Genomic DNA, 21530 nt, shown 5'->3' with positions numbered 1-21530 from the left:
GGAAGATAACGTGCTACGCACTTTATTGTTAACGCTTTCTAGCTTACTAGCAATGGCAAGGCACAGGCCGTGGGAGCCATTGCTCATTATGGCCGCAATTATACTGGCCAATGCTGGCTTGGTTACCGTTTTGCTTATAAACGAAGGCGCTACACAAGGTGAACTGTTACAGTCGAAGCAAGGGCTTACCTTGAGCAGTATCATCACCCCAGCAGACAGCCGAGCTCGCTTTGCACAAAGTGATTATGCCACGCTTCGCAAGCAGGGTTTTACCCAGCTTGTTGCGATAGCTGAACGAAACATCACCCTATCGTGCAATGGCAGCGAGCCCACAGCAACAACTCTCACATTAATCGGTGTTGATACTCAGCCTCTTTTAGGAAGTGCATTTAGAAAGAGAGGTTTTGAAGCGCCTGCCCAAAACGATAGCGCTGTTTCACTATCCTATTTATCGCAAAATGCGAAGAAATTTAGTGAAATGGAAAACCAGCAGACGCCAGCGGGTCGCGTATTACGCTCAAATTCTGGGGGCGACTTCGCTGTAAATGGGCTTATTCACCCCTTAACGAACGCAAAACTGGCCTGTCACGACACGCTCAATGAAACCGATAGAAAATCCGCGCCAAGTCCCTATTGGCCTGCAACGGTAAGCGCGTATGTGAGCAGCTTTGCCCCGCAAAATACAATTTTGATCTCTATCGATGAGTTTTACAGAGGCGGGGTAACGATTGAGAATAATGAACCTGTTAAGCCTGTTATTCCTGACAATGCTAAACGCGCGCAAGAGAAACAAGCAAAGCAACAGAAAGCTTACGTCCCACTTTCCGGGTTTATTGCACTTTCACCGCTATCACATCAGCAATTAACCCAAATAGAAACCCTACTTGGAATACCTGTAAAGCAAACCACTAGCAATACAGACAATGACACCGGTTCGTTGCCAGATAGTTTTAGACTAAATCTTTGGGCGATGAGTGGGCTAATGGGCGTTGTGGCGCTTTTTATAGTACTTAACGCGCTAAACTTGATGTACCGCACGCGGCTACCCAATATCATTCGTTTACGGCAGCTGGGCATATCTCAGCGAATTTTAAGCATTGCCCTATTCACCGAGTTGCTTGTTTACTGCGTAATAAGTATTCCAATTGGCATGTTCGTCGGTTTTCAAGCTGCGTCATGGTTGTCACCTGTGATAAACGGTACATTTACGTCATTGTTTAACGCTGTATTTGTTAACCCAGACGTTAATCTGCTTGTCACCTTCGGCTTCGCTTTAACAACGACCTTTATATCGCTGGTTGTTTTTTCGTTAGTTTCTATAGTTAAGCTTTCGAATGCCCTTACCGTAGCGCCAGTCAAAAAAGAAAACGCGTTACGCCAATTTGCCGTAGGTCTTATCTCATTATGTGCCCTACTACTGTTATTTATCGCTGAGGGGTTAGTGTCTTCTACGGCTTCAGCACTTTTCTTTGTTGCACTGTTACTCCTTACCAGCTGCGCGCTTATTCTTCTTTGGTTACCTATTTTGTCTAAGCTACTGACTAGATTTGTACCAAGACAGTGGCCCGTGTTCCACTACGTCATTGCTAATATGCACTTACTGTCTAGCAAAACCCGTCTCGCCGTTTGTGCATTCTTTATCGCGCTAACCGCAAATATTGGTATGAATACCATGACGGACAGCTTTCGAGACGCCACTGAACAATGGTTAACGCAAAGGCTTTACGCGCCTTTCTATCTGTACACCGACGCGCCACTTAGTCGTATCGAAACGTTATCTACCAAATCGTTACCTCCGCTTGCTTTAACTCCTTTACTTAAGGCCGAGGGAGCTGTCATTAGCTCACATGCTCAAGAAGAAACACATAAAGAGACACGTGAAGTCAGTAACAGCTCGCCCACTTACGTTTCTATCAGTAGCTACCCCATTCACCAAAGCGGTAAAAAGGCGCTTGTCCTCGATGATGTAATAAACAACGACCTCAACACAGTGTGGCGTGAGTTTACAGAAGGGAAAGGGGTATTCATCAATCAGCAATTAGCGTTTGCCCTTAACGCAAAGTTAGGACACACGCTAGATATAGAAAATATTCGCCTTCGTAAAACTGCGAATTCAAGTTCTTTGGCGATTAATACATCTAACGAGGCGTATAGCTCGCCACAAGATAAAACTACTGACCCAACACAAGGCTCACAAAGCAGTTCGTCGAACTCAAACGTATTTGCAGCGACGCCTCAATGGAAAGTACTGGGTATTTATCCCGACTACGGTAACCTGAACGGGCAAATATTAGTGCCTCTTCCCTCATTTAATCGAAACGATGTCCTTATCAGGGATCAACTTTTTTCCGGTGTAGTGGCTATTTACCCAGAGCCGCCTATTGAGACTAACGTGATAGGCGACAACAAACAAAGCACCTATGGAAAGGACATCCTCGAACAGCAGCTAAAATCACAGTTAGGGGAACACCGCGAAATTGCCCTTTATACCCGACAAGCGCTGTTAGATACCTCTATGCAGACCTTTGATCGTACCTTTGTATTAACCGACGGCCTTAACATTACCACCCTATTGGTTGCGGGCGTCGCCTTCGCTGTTTCGCTGACGGTACTAACCATAGGCAGCGCAGCGCAGTTATCTGTATTGCGTGCCCTTGGCGTTAGTCAGCTTAAAGTAAAAGCATCCCTGTTTGCGCAATATTTGCTGCTTTGTTTTATCTCAGCCTTGCTCGCCATTCCTTTTGGCGTGTACTTGGCCTATGTCTTTATTCAACAAGTAAACCGGCATGCATTTAACTGGGTGTACCCGCTTTCAATTAATGCAGAGGTTATTCTCTCTAGCGTGGGGTTATCGCTGCTTATCGTTTCACTGGTGCTGTTGTTACCTTTAGGAAAACTTAAGCCGAAAATTGATTTAAGGCAGGAAGTTCAGCTATGACAAACCAATTACGTAGCACCAACACCACGTTTTTGCGATTTAAAGCCAACATCTTTTTAGTACTTGTAGCTGTTTGTTTCACGTTGAATGCATGTACTGAAAACCCAAAAGATGAAAACGAAACTCTGGGAACCTCCACGCCAAACGGCTTTTTTGGAAACATGCAGTCGAGCGACGCCTTTACGCCAGTAAAGCGGGGCAATACTGTTGAATTACCACGCGATCACATGAGTCATCCCGATTTTCAGTTAGAGTGGTGGTACCTCACGTTTGTGTTAAGCGCTGAAGACGGGCAAGAGTTCGGCCTTCAATATACGCTTTTTCGTTTCAATACTGAGCTAGACGCCCCTCAAAGCACTAAGGCTAATGCTGAAAATAGTGCTGAAGTTAACGCCAACAACCATATCGCAAAAAACTGGAGCAATGGCCAGCAATGGATGGGACATGCTTCGCTACATACCGCTGAACAGCATTATTTCGAAGAGCGATTTGCAAGCGGCGGTGTAGGTAATGCCTATGTGGATCAGCAACCCTTTACGACAGTTATTGACGATTGGGTTTGGAAAGCGGCACAGGCGGAGGTCCAAGCAGGTGCAGAAAGCAAAGCCATGTTCCCGTCCGTGTTAAAAGTCGCTTTTGGGCAAAGCAGCACGCATCATCCGGTCAAAATAAATGAAAAAATCCCCGCTACCTCTGCAGACAGCTTATCAGAATTAAATGACGCGCCGAGCGTAAGCGCCGTCAAAGTCTCGCTTAATCTAGATACCTATGGGCCTTTCATCAAACAGGGTGATAACGGCTACAGTAAAAAAACACAAGACGAACGCCTTCGCTCTTACTATTACAGCCAACCTTTTATTAACGCGAAAGGTACGTTAAACATAGAGGGCAATAGCGTAAAAGTTGCGGGTAAAGGCTGGTTTGATCACGAATGGACGAGCCACCTAGCCAACAGTGAAGCCATGGGATGGGATTGGTTCTCGCTGCATTTAGACGATGGAAGTAAATTGATGGCGTTTCGCATGCACGCCATGAATGAAAACATGAAAAATAGCAAAAGCAAACACAGCGAAATATTCACAACGGCTAGCTATATAGCGGAAAATGGCACGAAAGAAACTATCGACCAAGCCAACGTATCAATTACGCCAACGGCGTATGAAACAATCAACGAGGGAGGAGTACCTCGCGCTGTCCCCACCATTTGGCGCATTCAAATACCAATAAAAGATATCGACGTTACTGTAAAACCGTTTAAAGAAAACCAATGGAATAACAGCTTATTTCCCTATTATGAAGGGCGGGTGGAAATAAAAGGCTCCCATTCAGGGAGCGGCTTTATGGAATTGACAGGCTACTAAGGCCTGTTGACCTTTGATATACAGCGAAGCGTAATAGCCCCTAATAAATAGACCAATTGATGCGTTCACTTAGCGATGTCAAAGCCGCCACACCTAGCTGAGAATTACCCACGCTATTAAGCGCTGGCGAAAATACGCATATTGAAAAGCGTCCTGGCACAACAGCCACTATGCCTCCACCTACGCCACTTTTACCCGGCAAGCCTACTTTAAAAGCAAAGCTCCCAGCTTCGTCATACATCCCACTAGTCGCCAGAAGCGCGTTCACTTGTTTGGTTTGATAAGGCGTTAGCACCTTTTCATTTGCGCAAGTAGAAAAACCTGCGTTAGCAAGAAAACTCGTTGAGCGCGCCAAGTCCTCACAACTCATTTCTAGCGCACAGTTGTGAAAATAATTACGAAGCACATCTTCCACTTCGTTTTCAAAATTTCCGTAGGCTTTCATCAAATATGCCATTGCTGCATTGCGAGAGCGGTGCTCGTATTCAGACTCCGCCACCACCTTATTTACCACGATATCGCCGTTACAGCTTAAGCGTCTTACGAAATCTCGCATGGCAATATAAGGGGAAGCGAACCGAGATTGCACCATATCACTAACCACCAGCGCACCGGCATTAATGAAGGGGTTGCGGGGAATACCGTTTTCATATTCCAACTGCACAAGAGAATTAAACGGCAGGCCGGATGGCTCGCATCCAACTCGCTCCCACATGGTTTCACCGTAGTGATTGATAGCTAAAACAAGATTAAAGACTTTTGAGATACTTTGAATAGAAAAAGGAACGCTCGCATCGCCTATCGACGTTATTTGACCGTTTGTATCGCAAATTGAAATGCCAAATTGCCGTGGATTAACCGTGGCCAACGCAGGGATGTAGTCGGCAACTTTTCCCATGCCCAACATGGGCTCAACTTCATCATAGATATCTTGAAGTAGTGCCAGCATTTCGTTTTTCATAGTTCCCCTTTCCTGCTTACCACAGATAAAAATAAAGCGCCTTGTTATAAAAACGCTGGCGCTTTAATTTCTATACAAACAATGTAGCGATTAGTTACAGCGCCAATCTTCCTTAAAGTCACACAAGCCATCATCATCTTCGTCTGACGTAAGCTCAATGTTGGTCGATACCTTTTCTGATACTTTATTTGAATCGGAATCGATTATTACTGGCTGTTTTTTATCGATAAAACTGAAGATTGTTTTTGCAATATCCGTGTTATCAATTTGCCCCATAAGCGATTGATAACCAGCACCAAAAGCAAATACTTCAACATCTACACCAGTGTGACCGCCTGTTGTCCACCCCGTGTTTGTTTTGGTGTCTAAGAAGGTTTTTACTGCCATGAAGCGAGTTTCATCATCTTGGTTTGATACGCTATCTAGCGTAGCAAGCTCTTCTTCACTCAACGACAAGCCAAGCTTCTGCGCCACAAACTCGCCAGGGTTCTCTTCATTTGCCATCTCTAAAGCAATTGTCATTACCGAGGCTGACATTGACTTAAGATGTTCAGGGCTCCAGCGGTAGTCGCCGTTTGCGCCAATGGTTAAGCCACCTGTGCTGTGATCCGCCGTCAAGATAACAAGAGTGTCAGGGTGTGCTTTTACATAATCTCGCAAATATTCCATGGTTTGCGCTAAATCGTGCATCTCAGCCATGGCAGACGCGATATCGTTTGCGTGACCAGCCCAATCTACTTGGCTTGCTTCAACGAGAAGAAAGAACCCATTGTCGTTTTCTAAGTGTTTAATAGCATGTTGAGTTAGGTACTCAAGACGATTTTTGCGCTTGTCATCCAATACCGCAGGCAGCGCTACTGGAGCAAACAGACCGAGAACATTACTTCCCGCAGGCACTGAAGCCAGACGGTTATATGAATCGGCATATTCGTAGCCAGCATCAATAAACTGCGCCAAAATATCTCTGTCATCGCGTTCAAAGTAAGACGTTCCACCGCCTAGCATCACGTCAGCGACAAACTTACCGTCCACGCGAACATCAAAGAAATCTTCAGCTATTTCGTTGTAGTTCTTACGGCTTTCGTTATGCGCAATGTATGACGCAGGTGTCGCATGAACAATTTGAGACGTTACTGCCAAACCAGTACGCATGCCTTTACTCTTAGCATGGTACATAACAGAGTTTACTGGTTGTTTATTTACATCAACACCAATTGCACCGTTGTACGACTTAACGCCTGTAGCAAGCGCTGTTGCAGCAGCGGCTGAATCGGTAACGTAACCAGATACTTGCGCAGGATACGTTGAAGCATTGCCCACTAAAATATCGTCAAACACAACCGATTCGATTTTCGGTGTTGACGGGTCATCTACATAATTACGATAAGCCGTGGTATAGGCAGGCCCCATACCGTCGGCTACAACCATTATTATATTTTTCGGTACACCTTTAGTTTGCGTACCGGTTGCACTTGCTGATTCGGTCATAGATTCAGTGATACCACAACCCGCAAGAACAGCAATAGACGCACAACTTAGTAGTGATGTGCGAACAAATTGTTTAATCATTTAAACTTCCCTGAGTAAGTAAGGTACCTACTGGCCTGGATACCCGCAGATACAACAATAACGACACTATCGCGAATGATTCTTTGGTGATCATAATGATGTTAGCAAAGCGATAAGATGCAATAGTGTAAAGCAGGCTGGCAAGATGCTCAAAGCTTTTGGACAAAATAACGCAAGCATGAGATGACCATCTGGTCATCTCATTAAATTAGCAACTTTTAAGATGGAAGCGACTACTTATTTTGTGATGAGAGGTATTCGCGCATGCGCTGTTGTGCCACGTCTACGAGCATGTCGGGCTGGAATTTGGAGATAAACCTGTTGCATCCAACTTTTTCTACCATGGCGTCGTTGAAGCTTCCGCTTAATGATGTGTTGAGTGCTATAAATAAATTGCTCATTCGAGGATCGTTACGCACTTCAGAAGTAAGCCGATAGCCGTCCATTTCTGGCATTTCTGCGTCGGTAAACATTAGTAAAATTTCGTCGGTTGGGTTCTTCCCCTCATCGGCCCACTTTTTCAGCAGCGCTAACGCTTCAGCGCCGTTTTTACGTTCGATGATTGTTATACCTAGCTGCTCTAACGTATCTTTAATCTGTTTTCTTGCTGTGCTTGAATCATCTACTATCAACACTTTCTTGCCTAAGAAGTGGTTAACAATGTCTTTATCTAGCACTTCTTCAGAGATAGATGTGTCGTAATCGATGATTTCCGCGAGTACTTTTTCAACATCGATGATTTCTACCAGCTCTTGTTTACCCTCAACATTCACCTGAGTTATGGCGGTTAAATAATTGGATTTTCCAATGCCGCTAGGGGGTGGTTGAATGGTTCCCCACGATGTATTCACTATGTTTTTCACTTCACCAATAATGAAGCCCTGCACGCTTCTGTTATATTCAGTGATAATGACATTCTTCGCTGTTGCTTGCGTAGCTGAACCGCGCATTTTGATTGCCTGACGCAAGTCTATAATTGGAATGGAGCTTCCTCGGTAGTTCATCACGCCTTTCAGGTTGTGATGTGAACCCGGCATTATATTGAGCTTGGGTACGTTTATAACTTCTTTAATTTTAAAGACGTTCATGGCAAAAATGTGTCGCGTTCCCAGTTGAAACATCAAAAGCTCAAGCCTGTTTTCGCCAACAAGCTTGGTTCTTTGGTCAACTGACGACAATACACTACTACTCATAACACCCACTTTTCATATTATATATCAACAAGCTAAAACAAAAGCGCCCTCGTATCGGACAAGATTTTCTAGCGTGAAGCTCTACGCCCAAATTTACCTTGCTCACACCGGCAAAGCTATTACCCTTTTAGCTAATAGACAGGCGAAATAGTCAACACCAGCAAGCGTTTGCAACCGACGTAAGTTATTTTTTTACCGACCACTTCTTGCCCCACTGCTGCCCCATTGCCTTAAAACCATCAAACATAGGTGTCAAAGATTTACAGTATCTAGACTTTCGGCGCCAGACATTCACAAAATAAATGACCGCAATGCAAAATATATATTTCTATTATTCCAAATCCGGCACTAGGATGAAATGGAATCAACGGGAACGCCCTACAGCGTAAACATAAACAACGTTAAGTATTTTAATTATAGTCGGGAGAGACGCTCATGTCGCAATATCAACAAGACATTGATAACTTCGCCACATTAAAGGCAGCACAAAACGGAACTTGGGAAGGTATCAACCCAGAATTCGCTGCACGCATGAAGGTTCAAAACCGTTTTAAAACAGGTTTAGACATTGCTCGCTACACTGCAAGCATTATGCGCAAAGACATGGCTGAATACGACGCAGATTCGTCTCAGTACACACAGTCACTAGGCTGCTGGCATGGCTTCGTAGGCCAACAAAAAATGCTTTCAGTTAAAAAGCATCAAGGCACAACTAACAAAAGCTACCTTTACCTTTCAGGCTGGATGGTAGCAGCACTTCGCTCTGAATTTGGTCCTCTTCCTGACCAATCAATGCATGAAAAAACATCAGTGTCTGCGCTTATCGAAGAACTTTATACTTTCCTTCGCCAAGCAGATGCGCGTGAATTAGGCGACCTTTTCCACAAGCTAGACGACGCTAAGAAAAACGGTGGTGATGTAGCTGCGATTCAAGCTGAAATCGACAATTACGAAACTCACGTAGTTCCAATTATCGCAGATATCGATGCGGGCTTTGGTAACGAAGAAGCAACCTACCTACTTGCAAAGCAAATGATTGAAGCAGGTGCATGCTGTATCCAAATTGAGAACCAAGTATCGGACGCGAAGCAATGTGGTCACCAAGACGGTAAAGTAACCGTGCCACACGAAGACTTCCTAGCGAAAATCAATGCAGTACGCTATGCATTCCTTGAACTAGGTGTTGATGAAGGTGTAATTGTTGCACGTACTGACTCACTAGGTGCTGGTCTGACTCAGAAGATCCCAGTATCTACATCAGAAGGTGACCTAGCTGCCCAGTACAACGCGTTCCTTAAAACGACTGAAGTTGCAGGTGTTGAAGATCTAACTGAAGGTGATCTAGTGCTTAAGCAAGGTGGCAAGCTGGTTAAACCTGAGCGCTTACCAAACGGTCTGTTCCGCTTTAAAGACAACACAGGTTTTGACCGTGTAGTACTTGACTGTGTAACGTCACTTAAGCACGGCGCTGACTTGCTTTGGATTGAAACTGAAAAGCCTCACGTTGGCCAAATTGCTGAAATGGTTAACGCTATTCGCGAACAAGTACCAAATGCTAAGCTGGTTTATAACAATTCTCCATCGTTCAACTGGACGCTTAACTTCCGTCAGCAAGTATTTGATGCCTGGAGTGAAGAAGGTAAAGACGTTTCTGGCTACGACCGCGCGAAACTTATGTCTGCCGACTATGATGACAGCGAACTAGCAGCTGCGGCCGACGAGAAGATTAAGAGCTTCCAGGCTGACGCAGCACGCGAAGCGGGTATCTTCCACCACCTTATCACGCTACCGACTTATCACACTGCAGCACTGTCTACTGACAACCTTGCAAAAGGTTACTTCGGTGAAGAAGGTATGCTTGCTTATGTACGCGGTGTTCAGCGTCAAGAAATTCGCCAAGGTCTAGCGTGCGTTAAGCACCAAGCGATGGCAGGTTCTGACCTAGGTGATACACACAAAGAATACTTCTCTGGCGAAGGCGCACTAAAAGCGTCTGGTGAAGATAACACCATGAACCAGTTTGACGTATAACGTGAACAGGCAATGAGTTAAACGGAAAGCATCCCAACCTTTCCTACAGGGCACCTTCGGGTGCCCTTTTTTGTGCGCGTCATTCACTTCACTTATGCTTTTTGCATAAAACAAAAAAAGCCATATTTTTCTAAATTTCATAAAAAAACAATATACCAACTATATTTCAATACCTTATAGGTATAACGGCGGCCAATTTAAGACTAAACGCTTATCTGACATTGAAATAAAAAAGCTTTATAATAGCTATGTTTAATTAGGTTTAAAAAGAGCATTAGAATAATGAATATAGCGAAGGTCGACCTGAATTTATTGGTTTATTTAGATGTGCTGTTGCGCGAAGGAAGTGTAACGAAAGCTGCAAACCAGCTAAGCATTACTCAGCCAGCAATGAGTAACGGCCTGAAGCGCCTTCGCGATCTATTTAAAGATCCGCTTTTAGTGCGTACCAGCGATGGGATGACCCCCACTAAGCGCGCGCTTGAACTACAACCCATTATTCGCGATGTGCTTAGTCGATTGGAAAGCTCTATTCAACCCGAGACTGATTTCGATCCGTTAACCAGCGACCGAACCTTCCGCATTATGACCAGTGACTATGCAGAGAGTACCTTGTTACTTGAACTTGTTGGAAGACTGGCGGATTTAGCGCCCAATATTACGCTTGACCTTATTACGCCGAGTGACGTGACGTTTCACGATGTCGAGCAAGGTAAAGTGGATATGGCAATCAACCGCTTCGATGAACTACCTTTGTCGTTTCACCAAAAAGTTATCTGGTATGACACCTTTAGCTGCGTAATGAGTTCCGACCATCCGCTAGTAGAAAAATGCAACCTAGAAGGCTACTTGAGTGCCCAGCATATTTGGGTGAGTAAAACTGGGTTTGGCGTAGGTGTAGGTATTGATCCAAATGAAGTACAAAAACTGGGTTGGGTTGACGCTGAGCTTACAAAAATCGGGAAACAGCGTGCTATTCGCGTATTTACTCGTCATTACCATGCAGCGCTTCAGATTGCGAAAAAGCAAAAACTTATTGCTACCTTACCAAGCAAAGCGGCGCGTTTGTTCAAACACGACCCAGATGTGGTGATTAAAGAGCCGCCTTTCGACATACCACCTATTGCGCTAAAAATGGCGTGGAGTGCCTTACTTCACCACGACGCAGGTCACATTTGGTTGCGCCGCTTAATCAGCGATGTAGCTAGCGAAATGAATGCGGGCTAAACATTCACAAAATATATGGCAGAAATACAAACCATAAATTAAAAAACTATCTCTATACACACTACACTGGGTGAACAGACAAATGTATAGAGGTAGTTATGCAAGGATATATTACTAGAGGCCGACTACAGGTTGCCGAACAACTCGATAACTTTATTAATGAACAGGCACTTCCTGGCACAGGCGTAGATAAAGACACCTTTTGGCAAGGTGCAGAAACCCTCTTCGAAAAATTCATTCCTCAAAATCGCGCACTATTAGAAAAGCGAGAACAGCTTCAGCGCGCTATCGACGATTATCATAAAGCTGGTAACCCAGTAAACGGAAACGAATATACCGACTTCCTAAAAAGCATTGGTTACCTTGTTGAGCAGCCGTCACAAGTAAGTGCACAAACACAAAATGTAGACGCCGAAATAGCAACAATGGCAGGCCCTCAGCTAGTCGTGCCAATCAATAACGCTCGCTATGCACTTAACGCGGTAAATGCCCGTTGGGGAAGCCTTTACGACGCACTATACGGCACTGACGTCATCAGCAATGAAGGTGGTGCAGAAGCGGGAAAAAGCTACAACCCCGTACGCGGCGCCAAGGTAGTTGCGAAAGCGAAAGACTATCTAGATAGCATGATACCGCTTGCGAAAGGCAGCCACGCTGACGTTACTGAGTATAAGATTGAATCGGGTAAATTGGCGATCACTCTCGTCGACGGCGATGAAACCACCTTAGCAAACACAGAGCAATGGCAAGGATACCAAGGTGACATTAGCGCACCGTCAAGCCTGCTATTTGCACACAACGGTCTGCATTTTGAAATTCAACTAGACCCGACTCACCCTATTGGCGAGAGCGATGCCGCAAACGTAAAAGACGTACTGGTTGAAGCCGCATTAACCACCATAATGGACTGCGAAGATTCCGTTGCTGCTGTTGACGCTGAAGACAAAACCTTGGTGTATAGCAACTGGTTAGGCTTAATGAAAGGCTCGCTAAGCATTGAAATGACAAAGGGCGGCAAGCAGCTTGTTCGCGCTATGCATGACGATAGAAGCTACCAGCCGTCTAAATACGCTTCACAAGACGAGCTAAAAGATGGCGAACTAGTACTTTCTGGTCGAAGCCTTATGTTTGTTAGAAACGTGGGCCACCTTATGACTAATAATGCTATGCTCTTTGACGGCGAAGAAGTGCCAGAGGGGATCATGGACGGTTTAGTCACTTCACTTATCGCAAAGCATGATCTTTTAGGAAACAGCAAATTTAAAAACAGCCGCGAAGGCAGTATTTATATTGTTAAACCTAAAATGCACGGGCCAGAAGAAGTTGCATTCTCTAACGCATTGTTTGGTGCTATCGAAGCGATTATCGATGTTCCAGCTAACACCCTTAAAATGGGCATAATGGATGAAGAGCGCCGTACGAGTATTAATCTACAAGCTTGTATTGCAGAGGCTACTTCACGCGTTGTGTTCATTAACACGGGTTTCTTAGACAGAACCGGTGATGAAATTCATACCTCAATGCTTGCCGGCCCTTTTGCAGAAAAAGCCGCGCTCAAGTCTATGGCGTGGATTAAGGCTTATGAAACTGCAAACGTCGCAGTAGGCCTTCGTTGTGGTCTTTCTGGCAAAGCGCAAATTGGTAAGGGCATGTGGCCAATACCTGACGAAATGCAAAATATGATGACCGCCAAAATAGGTCACCCTAAGGCTGGCGCTAATACTGCTTGGGTTCCCTCACCTACTGCAGCAACACTGCACGCGCTTCATTACCACGATGTAAATGTGTTTGACGTTCAAAAGTCGCTAGATGAAAACTTTAGTGGCCTTGCTGACATACTTACCATTCCATTGTTAGAAGATGCCTCTACTCTGACGCGTGAAAGTATTAAGCGTGAAATCGACAATAATGTTCAGGGCATTTTAGGCTACGTTGTACGCTGGGTTCACCAAGGCGTAGGCTGCTCGAAAGTTCCTGACATCAACAATGTAGGCTTGATGGAAGACCGCGCGACGTTGCGTATTTCATCTCAGCATATCGCTAACTGGCTAGAGCACGGCATTGTAAGTGTAGATCAGGTAAAAGAGTCTTTGGCTCGTATGGCTGTCTTAGTAGATGAGCAAAATGCGGGGGATCCTGAGTATATCCCTATGGCACCTGATTTAGACAGCTCAATTGGCTTCTTAGCCGCAAGCGATCTAATCTTCAAAGGTAAAGAGCAGCCTAGCGGTTACACAGAACCTTTACTGCACGCCCGTCGCCGCGAAATGAAGGCAAAACTTGCGGCGAGCTAGTACAAAATATGAGGGCTAAGAATTGGAATCTAATAGCTATATTCCATACGGTAAAACACCAAAGAATTAGCTAGCTAGTTTCAAGCCTCATTAGAAGCATTTGAATAAGGCTCACTCTGTTAGTAAACAGAAGTGAGCATTTTTATTTATTGCTGGTGTATCACTAATGCGTTTGCATTTATTGTCGCGACACGTGAAATCAATTCGCAAACACACTCAGAGCGAATTGTGTAGCGATATGGCAACACTTTAGACTAAAGATATCGCTTATCTCCCCCTTGATACTTTGCTGATAATGCATGAGTAAACTACGCTTTTATAGTGTGGGGCGCAGCGTTTGTTATTCCGTTGGAACTAAACACTTAGCGCAAAGCCTCCTTAGTTTGGAGTATGCACATGCAGATAGCCTCGGCAGCAATACCGAATAATTTATTACAGGCGAACGTCACGCAAATTGTGCCCATCTTTTCAGGTGGAGGAACAAGATTGAGCGCCCATATCGGCATCATTAAAGCGCTGCAGGACATGAACGTAGGCTTCGACACTTTAGTGGGTGTATCAGGTGGCTCGATTATCGCTTCGCTTTACGCCAAAGGTTACACAGTGGAGCAAATGCGAGAGCTCGCACTGGTTACTGATTTCAAGCAATTCACTGAATTTTCACTCGTAAGATTACTCCGGGAAGGCGGACTTTCTTCTGGCGACGTATTTCAACGATGGATTGACGAGCAGTTGGAAGGCGCAGTGTTTGCCGACCTCCCACTCAACCTGCATATTCTCGCTACCGACGTAAACGGCGGCGGACCAGTTTTGTTCAACAAACAAACCTCTCCAGATATGAAGGTGTCAGAAGCAGTGCGGTACTCTATGTCAATACCGCTCATCTTCTCGTTCAAACCCTTTAAAGAGCACTTGCTAGTAGACGGCGCTATATTGTCTGAAGATGCGCTGTTTGAAGATTGGCGAGGCGATGGCACGCCATCAGTATGCTTCAGACTGCAAAGCACCGAACAAAAACGCAAGGCCATTAAAAAGAACTTACTTCAACTGCCGCAATACGTCAGCATGCTTATTCGCACGTTTATGACGGCAATATCCAGGGAGTACGTCAATGCGAAGTATTGGCACAATACGGTGGTGGTGAATACCGGGGAGATTTCCGCGGTAGATTTTTCGCTTACACCTGAAATTAAGAACACACTTTTTGAGCTCGGTTATGCAACCACGAAAGAGTTCTTGCCCAAAAAGTGTGCGGGATTTATGAGAAGCAGTGCACTTTAACGGTTTCAGAAGGTAATTATAAGTCGCTAGCGCTTACACTTTATAAAAGTCACGATACCAGTCGACAAACGCTTTTACGCCTGTTTCAACATCGGTAGATGGCTGGTACCCAGTATCTTCAACGAGCGACGACACATCAGCATAGGTGTCAGGCACATCGCCCGGCTGCATAGGAAGAAGTTCTTTCTTCGCCTCAATGCCCAATGCACTCTCAAGGGTTTCAATAAACTTCAAAAGGTGCACTGGTGTTTGCGCACCAATATTGTAAACCTTATAGGGCGCCTTACTCGTACTTGGATCTGGATTGCCGCCGTCCCAATTCTCATTAGGTTTAGCCACATTATCCAATGAGCGAATTACGCCTTCAACGATATCATCGATATAAGTGAAGTCACGACGGTGGTTACCATAGTTGTAAACCTGTATTGTTTTACCTTCCAAAATAGCCTTAGTGAACTTGAAAAGCGCCATGTCTGGACGGCCCCAAGGCCCGTAAACAGTGAAAAAGCGCAGCCCCGTTGTAGGCAAGTTATACAGGTGACTATAAGTATGAGCCATTAGCTCGTTAGCTTTTTTAGAAGCCGCATACAAGCTAACTTGATGATCTACGTTATGCTGTTCTGAAAACGGCATAGTTTCATTCGCACCGTAGACTGAGCTAGATGACGCGTACACCAAATGCTCGACGTTATTATGGCGACACCCTTCTAGAATATTCACAAAGCCAACAATATTTGAGTCGACGTAAGCGTTAGGATTTTCAAGTGAATAACGCACACCAGCTTGAGCAGCCAAATGCACCACTCTATCAAATTTGTGCTCTTCAAAAAGCGCAACCATTTTGTCGCGCTCCTCTACCCCCATCTCGATAAATGAAAATAAACCAGCTGCATTAGATGATTTAATCTCGTCTAGACGAGCGTGCTTTAAATTCACATCGTAATAATCGTTAATGTTGTCAATCCCGACAACTTGGTCACCACGATTGATAAGGTATTGCGATACAGCTGCACCAATGAAACCAGCTGCTCCGGTGACTAAGATTTTCATTTATTAATCCCTTGGATTTCGTATTTTAAATTAAAGTATCACTGATACGCTCGTGCTTTATTCTAGTTCAAACGAGCGACAGAATTCTTATACAACCTACTTCTATAAAACTAGCCTTGTCAGTTAACTATGCTACATAAAGCTCAGCTCTTGGTCGGCAAAGTTTTTATAGTTTGAATTAAGAAAATAAAAAACAGTTAGCAAATAATGCACCATAAAATATCTAATTACTGTTCTAGAGTTAATTTGTAGCTCCCCTCAACAGGGTGGTTACAAACCGAATAGGTACTGCATATGAAATACCAGTTGGTGAAGCAAGTGCACTTTCTTTTGTATCTTTTACTAGAACTTTGTTTATTACACCAATTACCTCTCCTGTTCGAGGGTCGTACAAGGGACTGCCACTGTTGCCTGGATAAGCAATTGCATCCAGTTGATAAATTAGGCTTACGTTCTTTAAGCGTGCCATCATGGTATTAGTTAATTGGTTGCTATTTAACGCTGGGATTGCGTCTGGCGTTATTGCAGAAATATACCCTCTGTGAGTAGCAGGATATAAACCCAAAATAGCGCCAATTGGGAAGCCCGTTAACGCGATTTCTGACCCTGGTTCTAACAATTCCTCATCTCCAAGTTTCAATGCAGGTAAGGGGGAATCCAACTTTAACAACGCTAAATCATGCTTAGGATCAATCTTTAAGACTTCTGCTTTAATTTTTTTTACTACTGTACCTTCACCACTTAGGACTACGTAACTTTCAACTATTGTGGGGTCTAAATCTTCAGATACCACGTGATAATTTGTAATTGCGAAAAAACCGTTTGCTACAATAAACCCCGTCCCTAATACCCTTGGTGCACTGTGCTTAATTGGCGCATCGACAGCTACGGCAACAGTTCCTTTGGAGACTGATTTCACAATAGAAGTAAAAGGGGTTACATCATTATCTGCTGCTACACTCTGAGTCAGTAATCCCAACAGCACTAAAATCCAAATAATTAAAGTTTTCATGTATTTTTTCCCAGTTGAGCGTTAGCTTAATAACTTTAACCAAAGTACACCGTAAGATAACAATGGATTTTTTAAAACAAATAATTCTGCTTTTAATATCCCCCCTAACTATCAGCGTGTTGCTAATACTTATGTCATATGCTTTCAAACGGGCAAATTATTTGAACACTGGGAAGAAAATTTTGTTAATGGGTGTACTCATGTTGATGGTTTGCTCTCAACCATGGGTGGCAAACGTTTTACTTTATCCGTTAGAGTACAACAGCAAACGCTATCATTCATCCGATTTAACTAGAAGTGACGCTATATTTGTTCCTGCATGCTATTATCAAACGCAATACGATCTACCAGAAGTTTCGCGTTGGCACGAGTGTTCAATCCAACGGTTGATTCAAGCTAAGATTTTTTCTGATGAGTTGAAAATCCCAATTATAGTTACGGGGGGAAGCTTTCTTGCTGATAAAGATGTTAAATATTCAGAAAAAGCAAAGCAATTTCTTGAAACATTAGGGGTAACTCCTGATAAAGTGATTTCAATACCTGAAGGTACCGACTCACTATCAGAGGTTGAAGCATTAAAAACTAGATTTGGCCACATGACCCTAGTAACCGTAACAAGCGCCACTCACCAATATCGATTAGCTCAGATACTAAAAAACGCTGATATAAACTCAGAGATTTTTCAAGTTGATTTTCAAAGCTCTGGGGAATTAAATCCTTTTCTTTCACTTCCTTCAATTCTAGCATTAGAGCGCACTAGAAGAGCGATATACGAATACTTGGCAATAGTGAAGTACCATGTTTTGGAAAAATAGTATAAAAGGATTAGGCAAATTATCGAAAAGATTTGCTAGACTGTTTTGAAGGACGTTTTTTGTGTGGACCAAAGTTTAGTGGCTAATAAAACAATAATAGGACGCGTGAAGTCAATTGTCGGCCGGGACAGTAAATTGGGAAAGGCTCTTGGAGGGTTGGAAAAACTCCAAGAAGCCAAGTTCATCTCAAAACACTTTTCCGAGTTCTTAGAGCCAGTAGTTGCGCAGTCCGAAAATACACGTACTGAGAGCTTTAATATTAGACATAAAGTTTATTGTGAAGAGCTCGAGTTTGAACCACTCAAAAACAATTGTCTTGAAACTGACGAATTCGATAAATTCTCGAGCCCTTGTTTAATAAGACATAAAGGCTCAGGTCACTATGCTGGGACAGTACGTTTGGTTAGACCCCAGATAGAAAACCAACTTCTCCCTATTGAGAAATACTGCATTAATTCAATTACTCATGAAACTCTGAACCCACGTAACTTTGCACGGAAAGACATTTGCGAGATATCTCGACTCGCAGTTCCACTTGAGTTTCGGAAGCGTCAGATGGACCGGTTTTCTGGTGCTGCGACAGGTGTAATTAATGAACATACGTACTCTGAAAATGAATTAAGGTGTTTCCCCTTTATCGCCATCGGGCTTTACTTCTCTGCTGCTGCTTTAGTTATGCACAATAATATAAAACATACGTATGTTATGATGGAACCACGTCTTGCCCGAAGTATGAGGTTTGTGGGCATTCAGTTTGAGCAGGTTGGTCCCGTTATTGACTATCATGGTAGGCGTGCACCCTATTATATCAATCCATCACTGCTCTACGCTAATTTAAGGCCTAGCTTTAAAATAATGTTGAAAAACATACAGCATCAAGTTGAGAAGTATCCTCGAGACTAGAGAAGCGCGTCTAAACACTCTAATTACTTTTGCCGAGCCTGGTGCTCTTTACCAAATACATTGCATTCCAGTCTTGCGATATTTTTCAGGCGCGTTAGGAACTATTTATGAGAACATTAGACTTTGGGTTTGAGCAACTGAAAAACCTTCTACTAACTTCTGGCTTTCGGTCATCACAGATATTATTTGTCGACACTAACGATGCGTACATCACGTATCCAGAAAAAAATTCAGCTATATTGGTCGTTAAACCATACCCTTCCGAATCCGATGGCTCTTCGCGATATATGGAAATAATTAAGATAATAGAACTTGCAAAATGCAATGGATTTGCTGTTCACCCCTACAGTAGAGGCGCCAACTTAGGTTATGGAGGTAAAGAGCCCTACGCTTCAAATTGTATTGCCTTGGATTTAAGTGAGTTTAAAAGAATAAGTTACTACAAGAAATCAAGTGGACACATAACAGTAGAACCAGGAGTATCACAAGAAGCCATTAGTGAATTTTTAATAAAAAACGGTGATATCCATATACATGACACTACTGGAGCGCCAAAATTTGCAAGCGTCACCGGAAACTATCTTGAACGGGGTTTTGGTCATACTCCACTCGCTGAGCACGCTAAGAATATTCTGCATGCAGAAATTATCACTCCCAACAATAAAGAAGAAGCACCTACACATTTTGTGACATCAACCGATGGTACATCATTTAAAATTGACGGGAAAATAGCAACCAGAACCTATAGCATCGGCCCTGACCTGACAGGTCTCGTGATTCAAAATAATGTTTCAATTGTAACAAGCCTTACAATTAAGCTTTTGAAAAAACCTGATTGTTTCGTTGCTTACTTCATACCATTCAAAGAAGAAGATATTGATCAAATGATTGATACTTGTGCAATCCTGAGAAAACAAAACACCATACACAGTGCTGCACATATTGGAAACAACATGAAGACACTCCAATTACTTGCTGTAGAATTTCCAAATCTAATTAAATCGTATGATTACGAAGAGTTAAACAAATTGATCCGCAAATTCGGTTTAGATGATTGGACGCTTTCAGGAGGGATGTACGGAACTAAAAACCAAGTCAAAGCGCATATTAAAGATCTTAAGACCGCGATGAAAAAACTAGGTGTAAAACCTTTATTCATTGACAAAGAAAAGCTCAGCTTTATTAAGAAAACGCTGTCTATTACTCCTAAATATAATAGAGCTTTAGTTAAAAAACTAGTTTCCAGTAATAGTGGTATAGCCAGAAAAATAGGCGCTAAACTTGCTCTGAGAAAGAGCCTAATAGAATTATGTAAAATAAAACAAGGGACTCCTAGCAATGAATTTCTTCGAACCATTTATTGGAGAAACCTTCAGAAGTTAACAGATAACGTGCCCAATCCAAGTCAAGACAAAGTAGGTTTGCTATGGGGCGCGCCCTGCTCTGAAATATCGAGCAAAGATTTTAAATTAATTACTTCTATCATGAGTGAAACATGTAAGAAGTATAGTTTAGAAAGTCCAATCTCAGTAACCCTTATAAATGAAAGAACAATGGAGTGTGTATTATCTCTTTCATGGGATAGACAAAAAGAGAAGGAAGAAGAACAAGCTTTAGCTTGCTATCAAGAAATAATGCTTAAGTGTGCTTCCATGGGCTTCCTTCAGTATAGAATGTCTACGCTTTCCAATCACTTTCTCAATCGACAGCATCTACCGCTACCTTTTGAGCTCCCTGAACTTAAATCTTATTTTGATCCTTGTAATGTCATCTCTCCTTCAAAATATCAATTAGTGTCTAAAAATTTTACAACACGCAAATGCGAATGAAATAAAACCATAATAATCAAATACTTAAAAAATGGCACGTTGCATGCTTATGTTAACAACGTATAACAGACCTACTGTTCAAAACAACGGAGCGTGGAAAATGAAATTTGCAACAACTATCAAATATGCAGCGATTGCGGGAGCTCTTGTTACAGCTTCAAATGCGACTGCTGGGGTATCTGCAACAGCTTATTTAGAATTAAATGATCTTGTTGTTCAAATCGATACTGATGGCGACTTGGTACCTGATCCAGTTAATCCTCTTGACTTTATTTCTATCCTTCCGGGTGGTTCACGATCAACAAGCACTTTCACTGACAACAATGGTGCTTCAGACTCAGACTTAGATTCACAAGCTTCTGCCACAGCAGATTCTGATGCAGACTTACTTTGCCTAGGTTCATCTTGCGGAGTTTTAGGTCTTACCAATAATGGCCAATCTGTTGATGGTGGCAATTTGGTTGCGAGTGACGCGTTTTACTACTCAGTGGCTGACGCTCAAGTTTCAGGCAGTGCGATTGGTTCTGGTGCTACCGGATTTACATATGCGGATGCGGGTATTGCTGCTGGTAACAATGAAAGCGCGGGTGCCAATAGTAATATCGCGAATGATATTCTTACCACGTTTACACTCAATATGTTGACAGATATTAATGTGCGATTCAGTGCACTGATGGATTATCTGGTTGATGCATTTATCTCGCCGGATATCGCTAATGATAGTTTAAGAACAGCTACATCTACAGCTAAAGCGACATTTGGAATTGAGTTAGTGAGCTTTAACACTGGAAACACAGTATCTCTTACAGGTGGTCCATCAAGCGTGACATTTAACGATATCGCAATTGACCAACCTGGACTAGGCGACCTAATCGTTCGTTCAGGTAACAACGTAGATTTCACGTCAGGCTGGGCAAATGTTAGTGCTGGTACTTATCAGTTAACAATTTCTCAATCATCAACTGTTCAATCAACGCTTGTTCCAGCGCCTACTACGTTAGCGATGGCTGCATTCGGCTTGCTGGGCTTGGGCTTAACAGCTCGCCGTAGAAAGCAAAAGTAATCA

Annotated in this window: 15 protein-coding genes; 10 read left to right on the top strand and 5 right to left on the bottom strand. The window is 43.3% G+C overall.

Annotated features, from left to right (window positions below):
• The first annotated feature begins 10 nt into the window (after positions 1-10).
• Both MHN00_RS07080 and MHN00_RS07075 read left to right on the top strand, forming a co-directional pair.
• Complete coding sequence (locus tag MHN00_RS07080) at positions 11-2938, top strand: ABC transporter permease (protein WP_239300777.1); 2928 nt, start codon at positions 11-13, stop codon at positions 2936-2938.
• Entirely contained in the window at positions 2935-4299 is a 1365-nt protein-coding gene (locus tag MHN00_RS07075; RefSeq protein ID WP_239300776.1) for a lipocalin-like domain-containing protein, read from the top strand. The genes MHN00_RS07080 and MHN00_RS07075 overlap by 4 nt, the downstream gene beginning before the upstream one ends.
• Before the next feature lie 40 nt (positions 4300-4339).
• Here MHN00_RS07075 and glsB read toward each other — a convergent pair whose 3' ends face one another.
• The 3 genes from glsB to MHN00_RS07060 all read right to left on the bottom strand — a co-directional run bounded on the left by glsB (position 4340) and on the right by MHN00_RS07060 (position 8022).
• The gene (gene glsB, locus MHN00_RS07070; protein WP_014950204.1) at positions 4340-5248 is read right to left on the bottom strand and encodes a glutaminase B; all 909 of its coding nucleotides are present in this window, start codon (positions 5246-5248) and stop codon (positions 4340-4342) included.
• Positions 5249-5350: 102 nt separating this feature from the next.
• Complete coding sequence (locus MHN00_RS07065) at positions 5351-6829, bottom strand: alkaline phosphatase (RefSeq protein ID WP_239300775.1); 1479 nt, start codon at positions 6827-6829, stop codon at positions 5351-5353.
• A 233-nt stretch (positions 6830-7062) separates the two neighbouring features.
• Positions 7063-8022 carry a chemotaxis protein CheV gene (locus MHN00_RS07060; protein WP_239300774.1) on the bottom strand — a complete coding sequence of 320 codons (960 nt, stop codon included), beginning with the start codon at positions 8020-8022 and terminating at the stop codon, positions 7063-7065.
• Positions 8023-8457: 435 nt separating this feature from the next.
• On the opposite strand from MHN00_RS07060, the gene MHN00_RS07055 reads away from it, so the two are divergent.
• From MHN00_RS07055 to MHN00_RS07040, 4 genes are all read left to right on the top strand, one after another.
• Positions 8458-10053 carry an isocitrate lyase gene (locus tag MHN00_RS07055; RefSeq protein ID WP_039228401.1) on the top strand — a complete coding sequence of 532 codons (1596 nt, stop codon included), beginning with the start codon at positions 8458-8460 and terminating at the stop codon, positions 10051-10053.
• A 282-nt stretch (positions 10054-10335) separates the two neighbouring features.
• A complete protein-coding gene (locus MHN00_RS07050) occupies positions 10336-11280 on the top strand; it encodes a LysR family transcriptional regulator (protein WP_014950208.1) in 945 nt (314 codons plus the stop codon).
• A 98-nt stretch (positions 11281-11378) separates the two neighbouring features.
• Complete coding sequence (locus tag MHN00_RS07045) at positions 11379-13574, top strand: malate synthase G (protein ID WP_239300773.1); 2196 nt, start codon at positions 11379-11381, stop codon at positions 13572-13574.
• Between the two features lie 396 nt (positions 13575-13970).
• Positions 13971-14855, top strand: coding sequence for a patatin-like phospholipase family protein (locus MHN00_RS07040; RefSeq protein ID WP_014977059.1), 885 nt, complete (start codon positions 13971-13973; stop codon positions 14853-14855).
• Between the two features lie 33 nt (positions 14856-14888).
• Here the strand turns inward: MHN00_RS07040 and MHN00_RS07035 are convergent, their stop codons facing one another.
• Together MHN00_RS07035 and MHN00_RS07030 are read right to left on the bottom strand one after the other, a co-directional pair.
• Positions 14889-15905 carry an NAD-dependent epimerase gene (locus tag MHN00_RS07035; RefSeq protein ID WP_239300772.1) on the bottom strand — a complete coding sequence of 339 codons (1017 nt, stop codon included), beginning with the start codon at positions 15903-15905 and terminating at the stop codon, positions 14889-14891.
• 241 nt (positions 15906-16146) lie between these two features.
• The gene (locus MHN00_RS07030) at positions 16147-16917 is read right to left on the bottom strand and encodes a serine protease (RefSeq protein ID WP_239300771.1); all 771 of its coding nucleotides are present in this window, start codon (positions 16915-16917) and stop codon (positions 16147-16149) included.
• 62 nt (positions 16918-16979) lie between these two features.
• On the opposite strand from MHN00_RS07030, the gene MHN00_RS07025 reads away from it, so the two are divergent.
• From MHN00_RS07025 to MHN00_RS07010, 4 genes are all read left to right on the top strand, one after another.
• Entirely contained in the window at positions 16980-17732 is a 753-nt protein-coding gene (locus MHN00_RS07025) for an ElyC/SanA/YdcF family protein (protein WP_231506521.1), read from the top strand.
• Between the two features lie 63 nt (positions 17733-17795).
• Complete coding sequence (locus MHN00_RS07020; RefSeq protein ID WP_069944637.1) at positions 17796-18635, top strand: PEP-CTERM/exosortase system-associated acyltransferase; 840 nt, start codon at positions 17796-17798, stop codon at positions 18633-18635.
• 107 nt (positions 18636-18742) lie between these two features.
• Positions 18743-20464, top strand: a complete 1722-nt coding sequence (locus MHN00_RS07015) for an FAD-binding protein (protein WP_239300770.1) — start codon at positions 18743-18745, stop codon at positions 20462-20464.
• 100 nt (positions 20465-20564) lie between these two features.
• Positions 20565-21527: a PEP-CTERM sorting domain-containing protein gene (locus MHN00_RS07010; protein WP_139125433.1), complete on the top strand. Its 963-nt coding sequence runs from the start codon at positions 20565-20567 to the stop codon at positions 21525-21527.
• Positions 21528-21530 lie beyond the last annotated feature (3 nt).

The sequence above is a fragment of the Alteromonas sp. Cnat2-8 genome (assembly GCF_022348355.1).
Taxonomy (GTDB): Bacteria; Pseudomonadota; Gammaproteobacteria; order Enterobacterales; family Alteromonadaceae; genus Alteromonas; species Alteromonas macleodii.
Note: the sequence above shows the minus strand (reverse complement) of the source record. Positions and strands in the feature narration are given on the sequence as shown.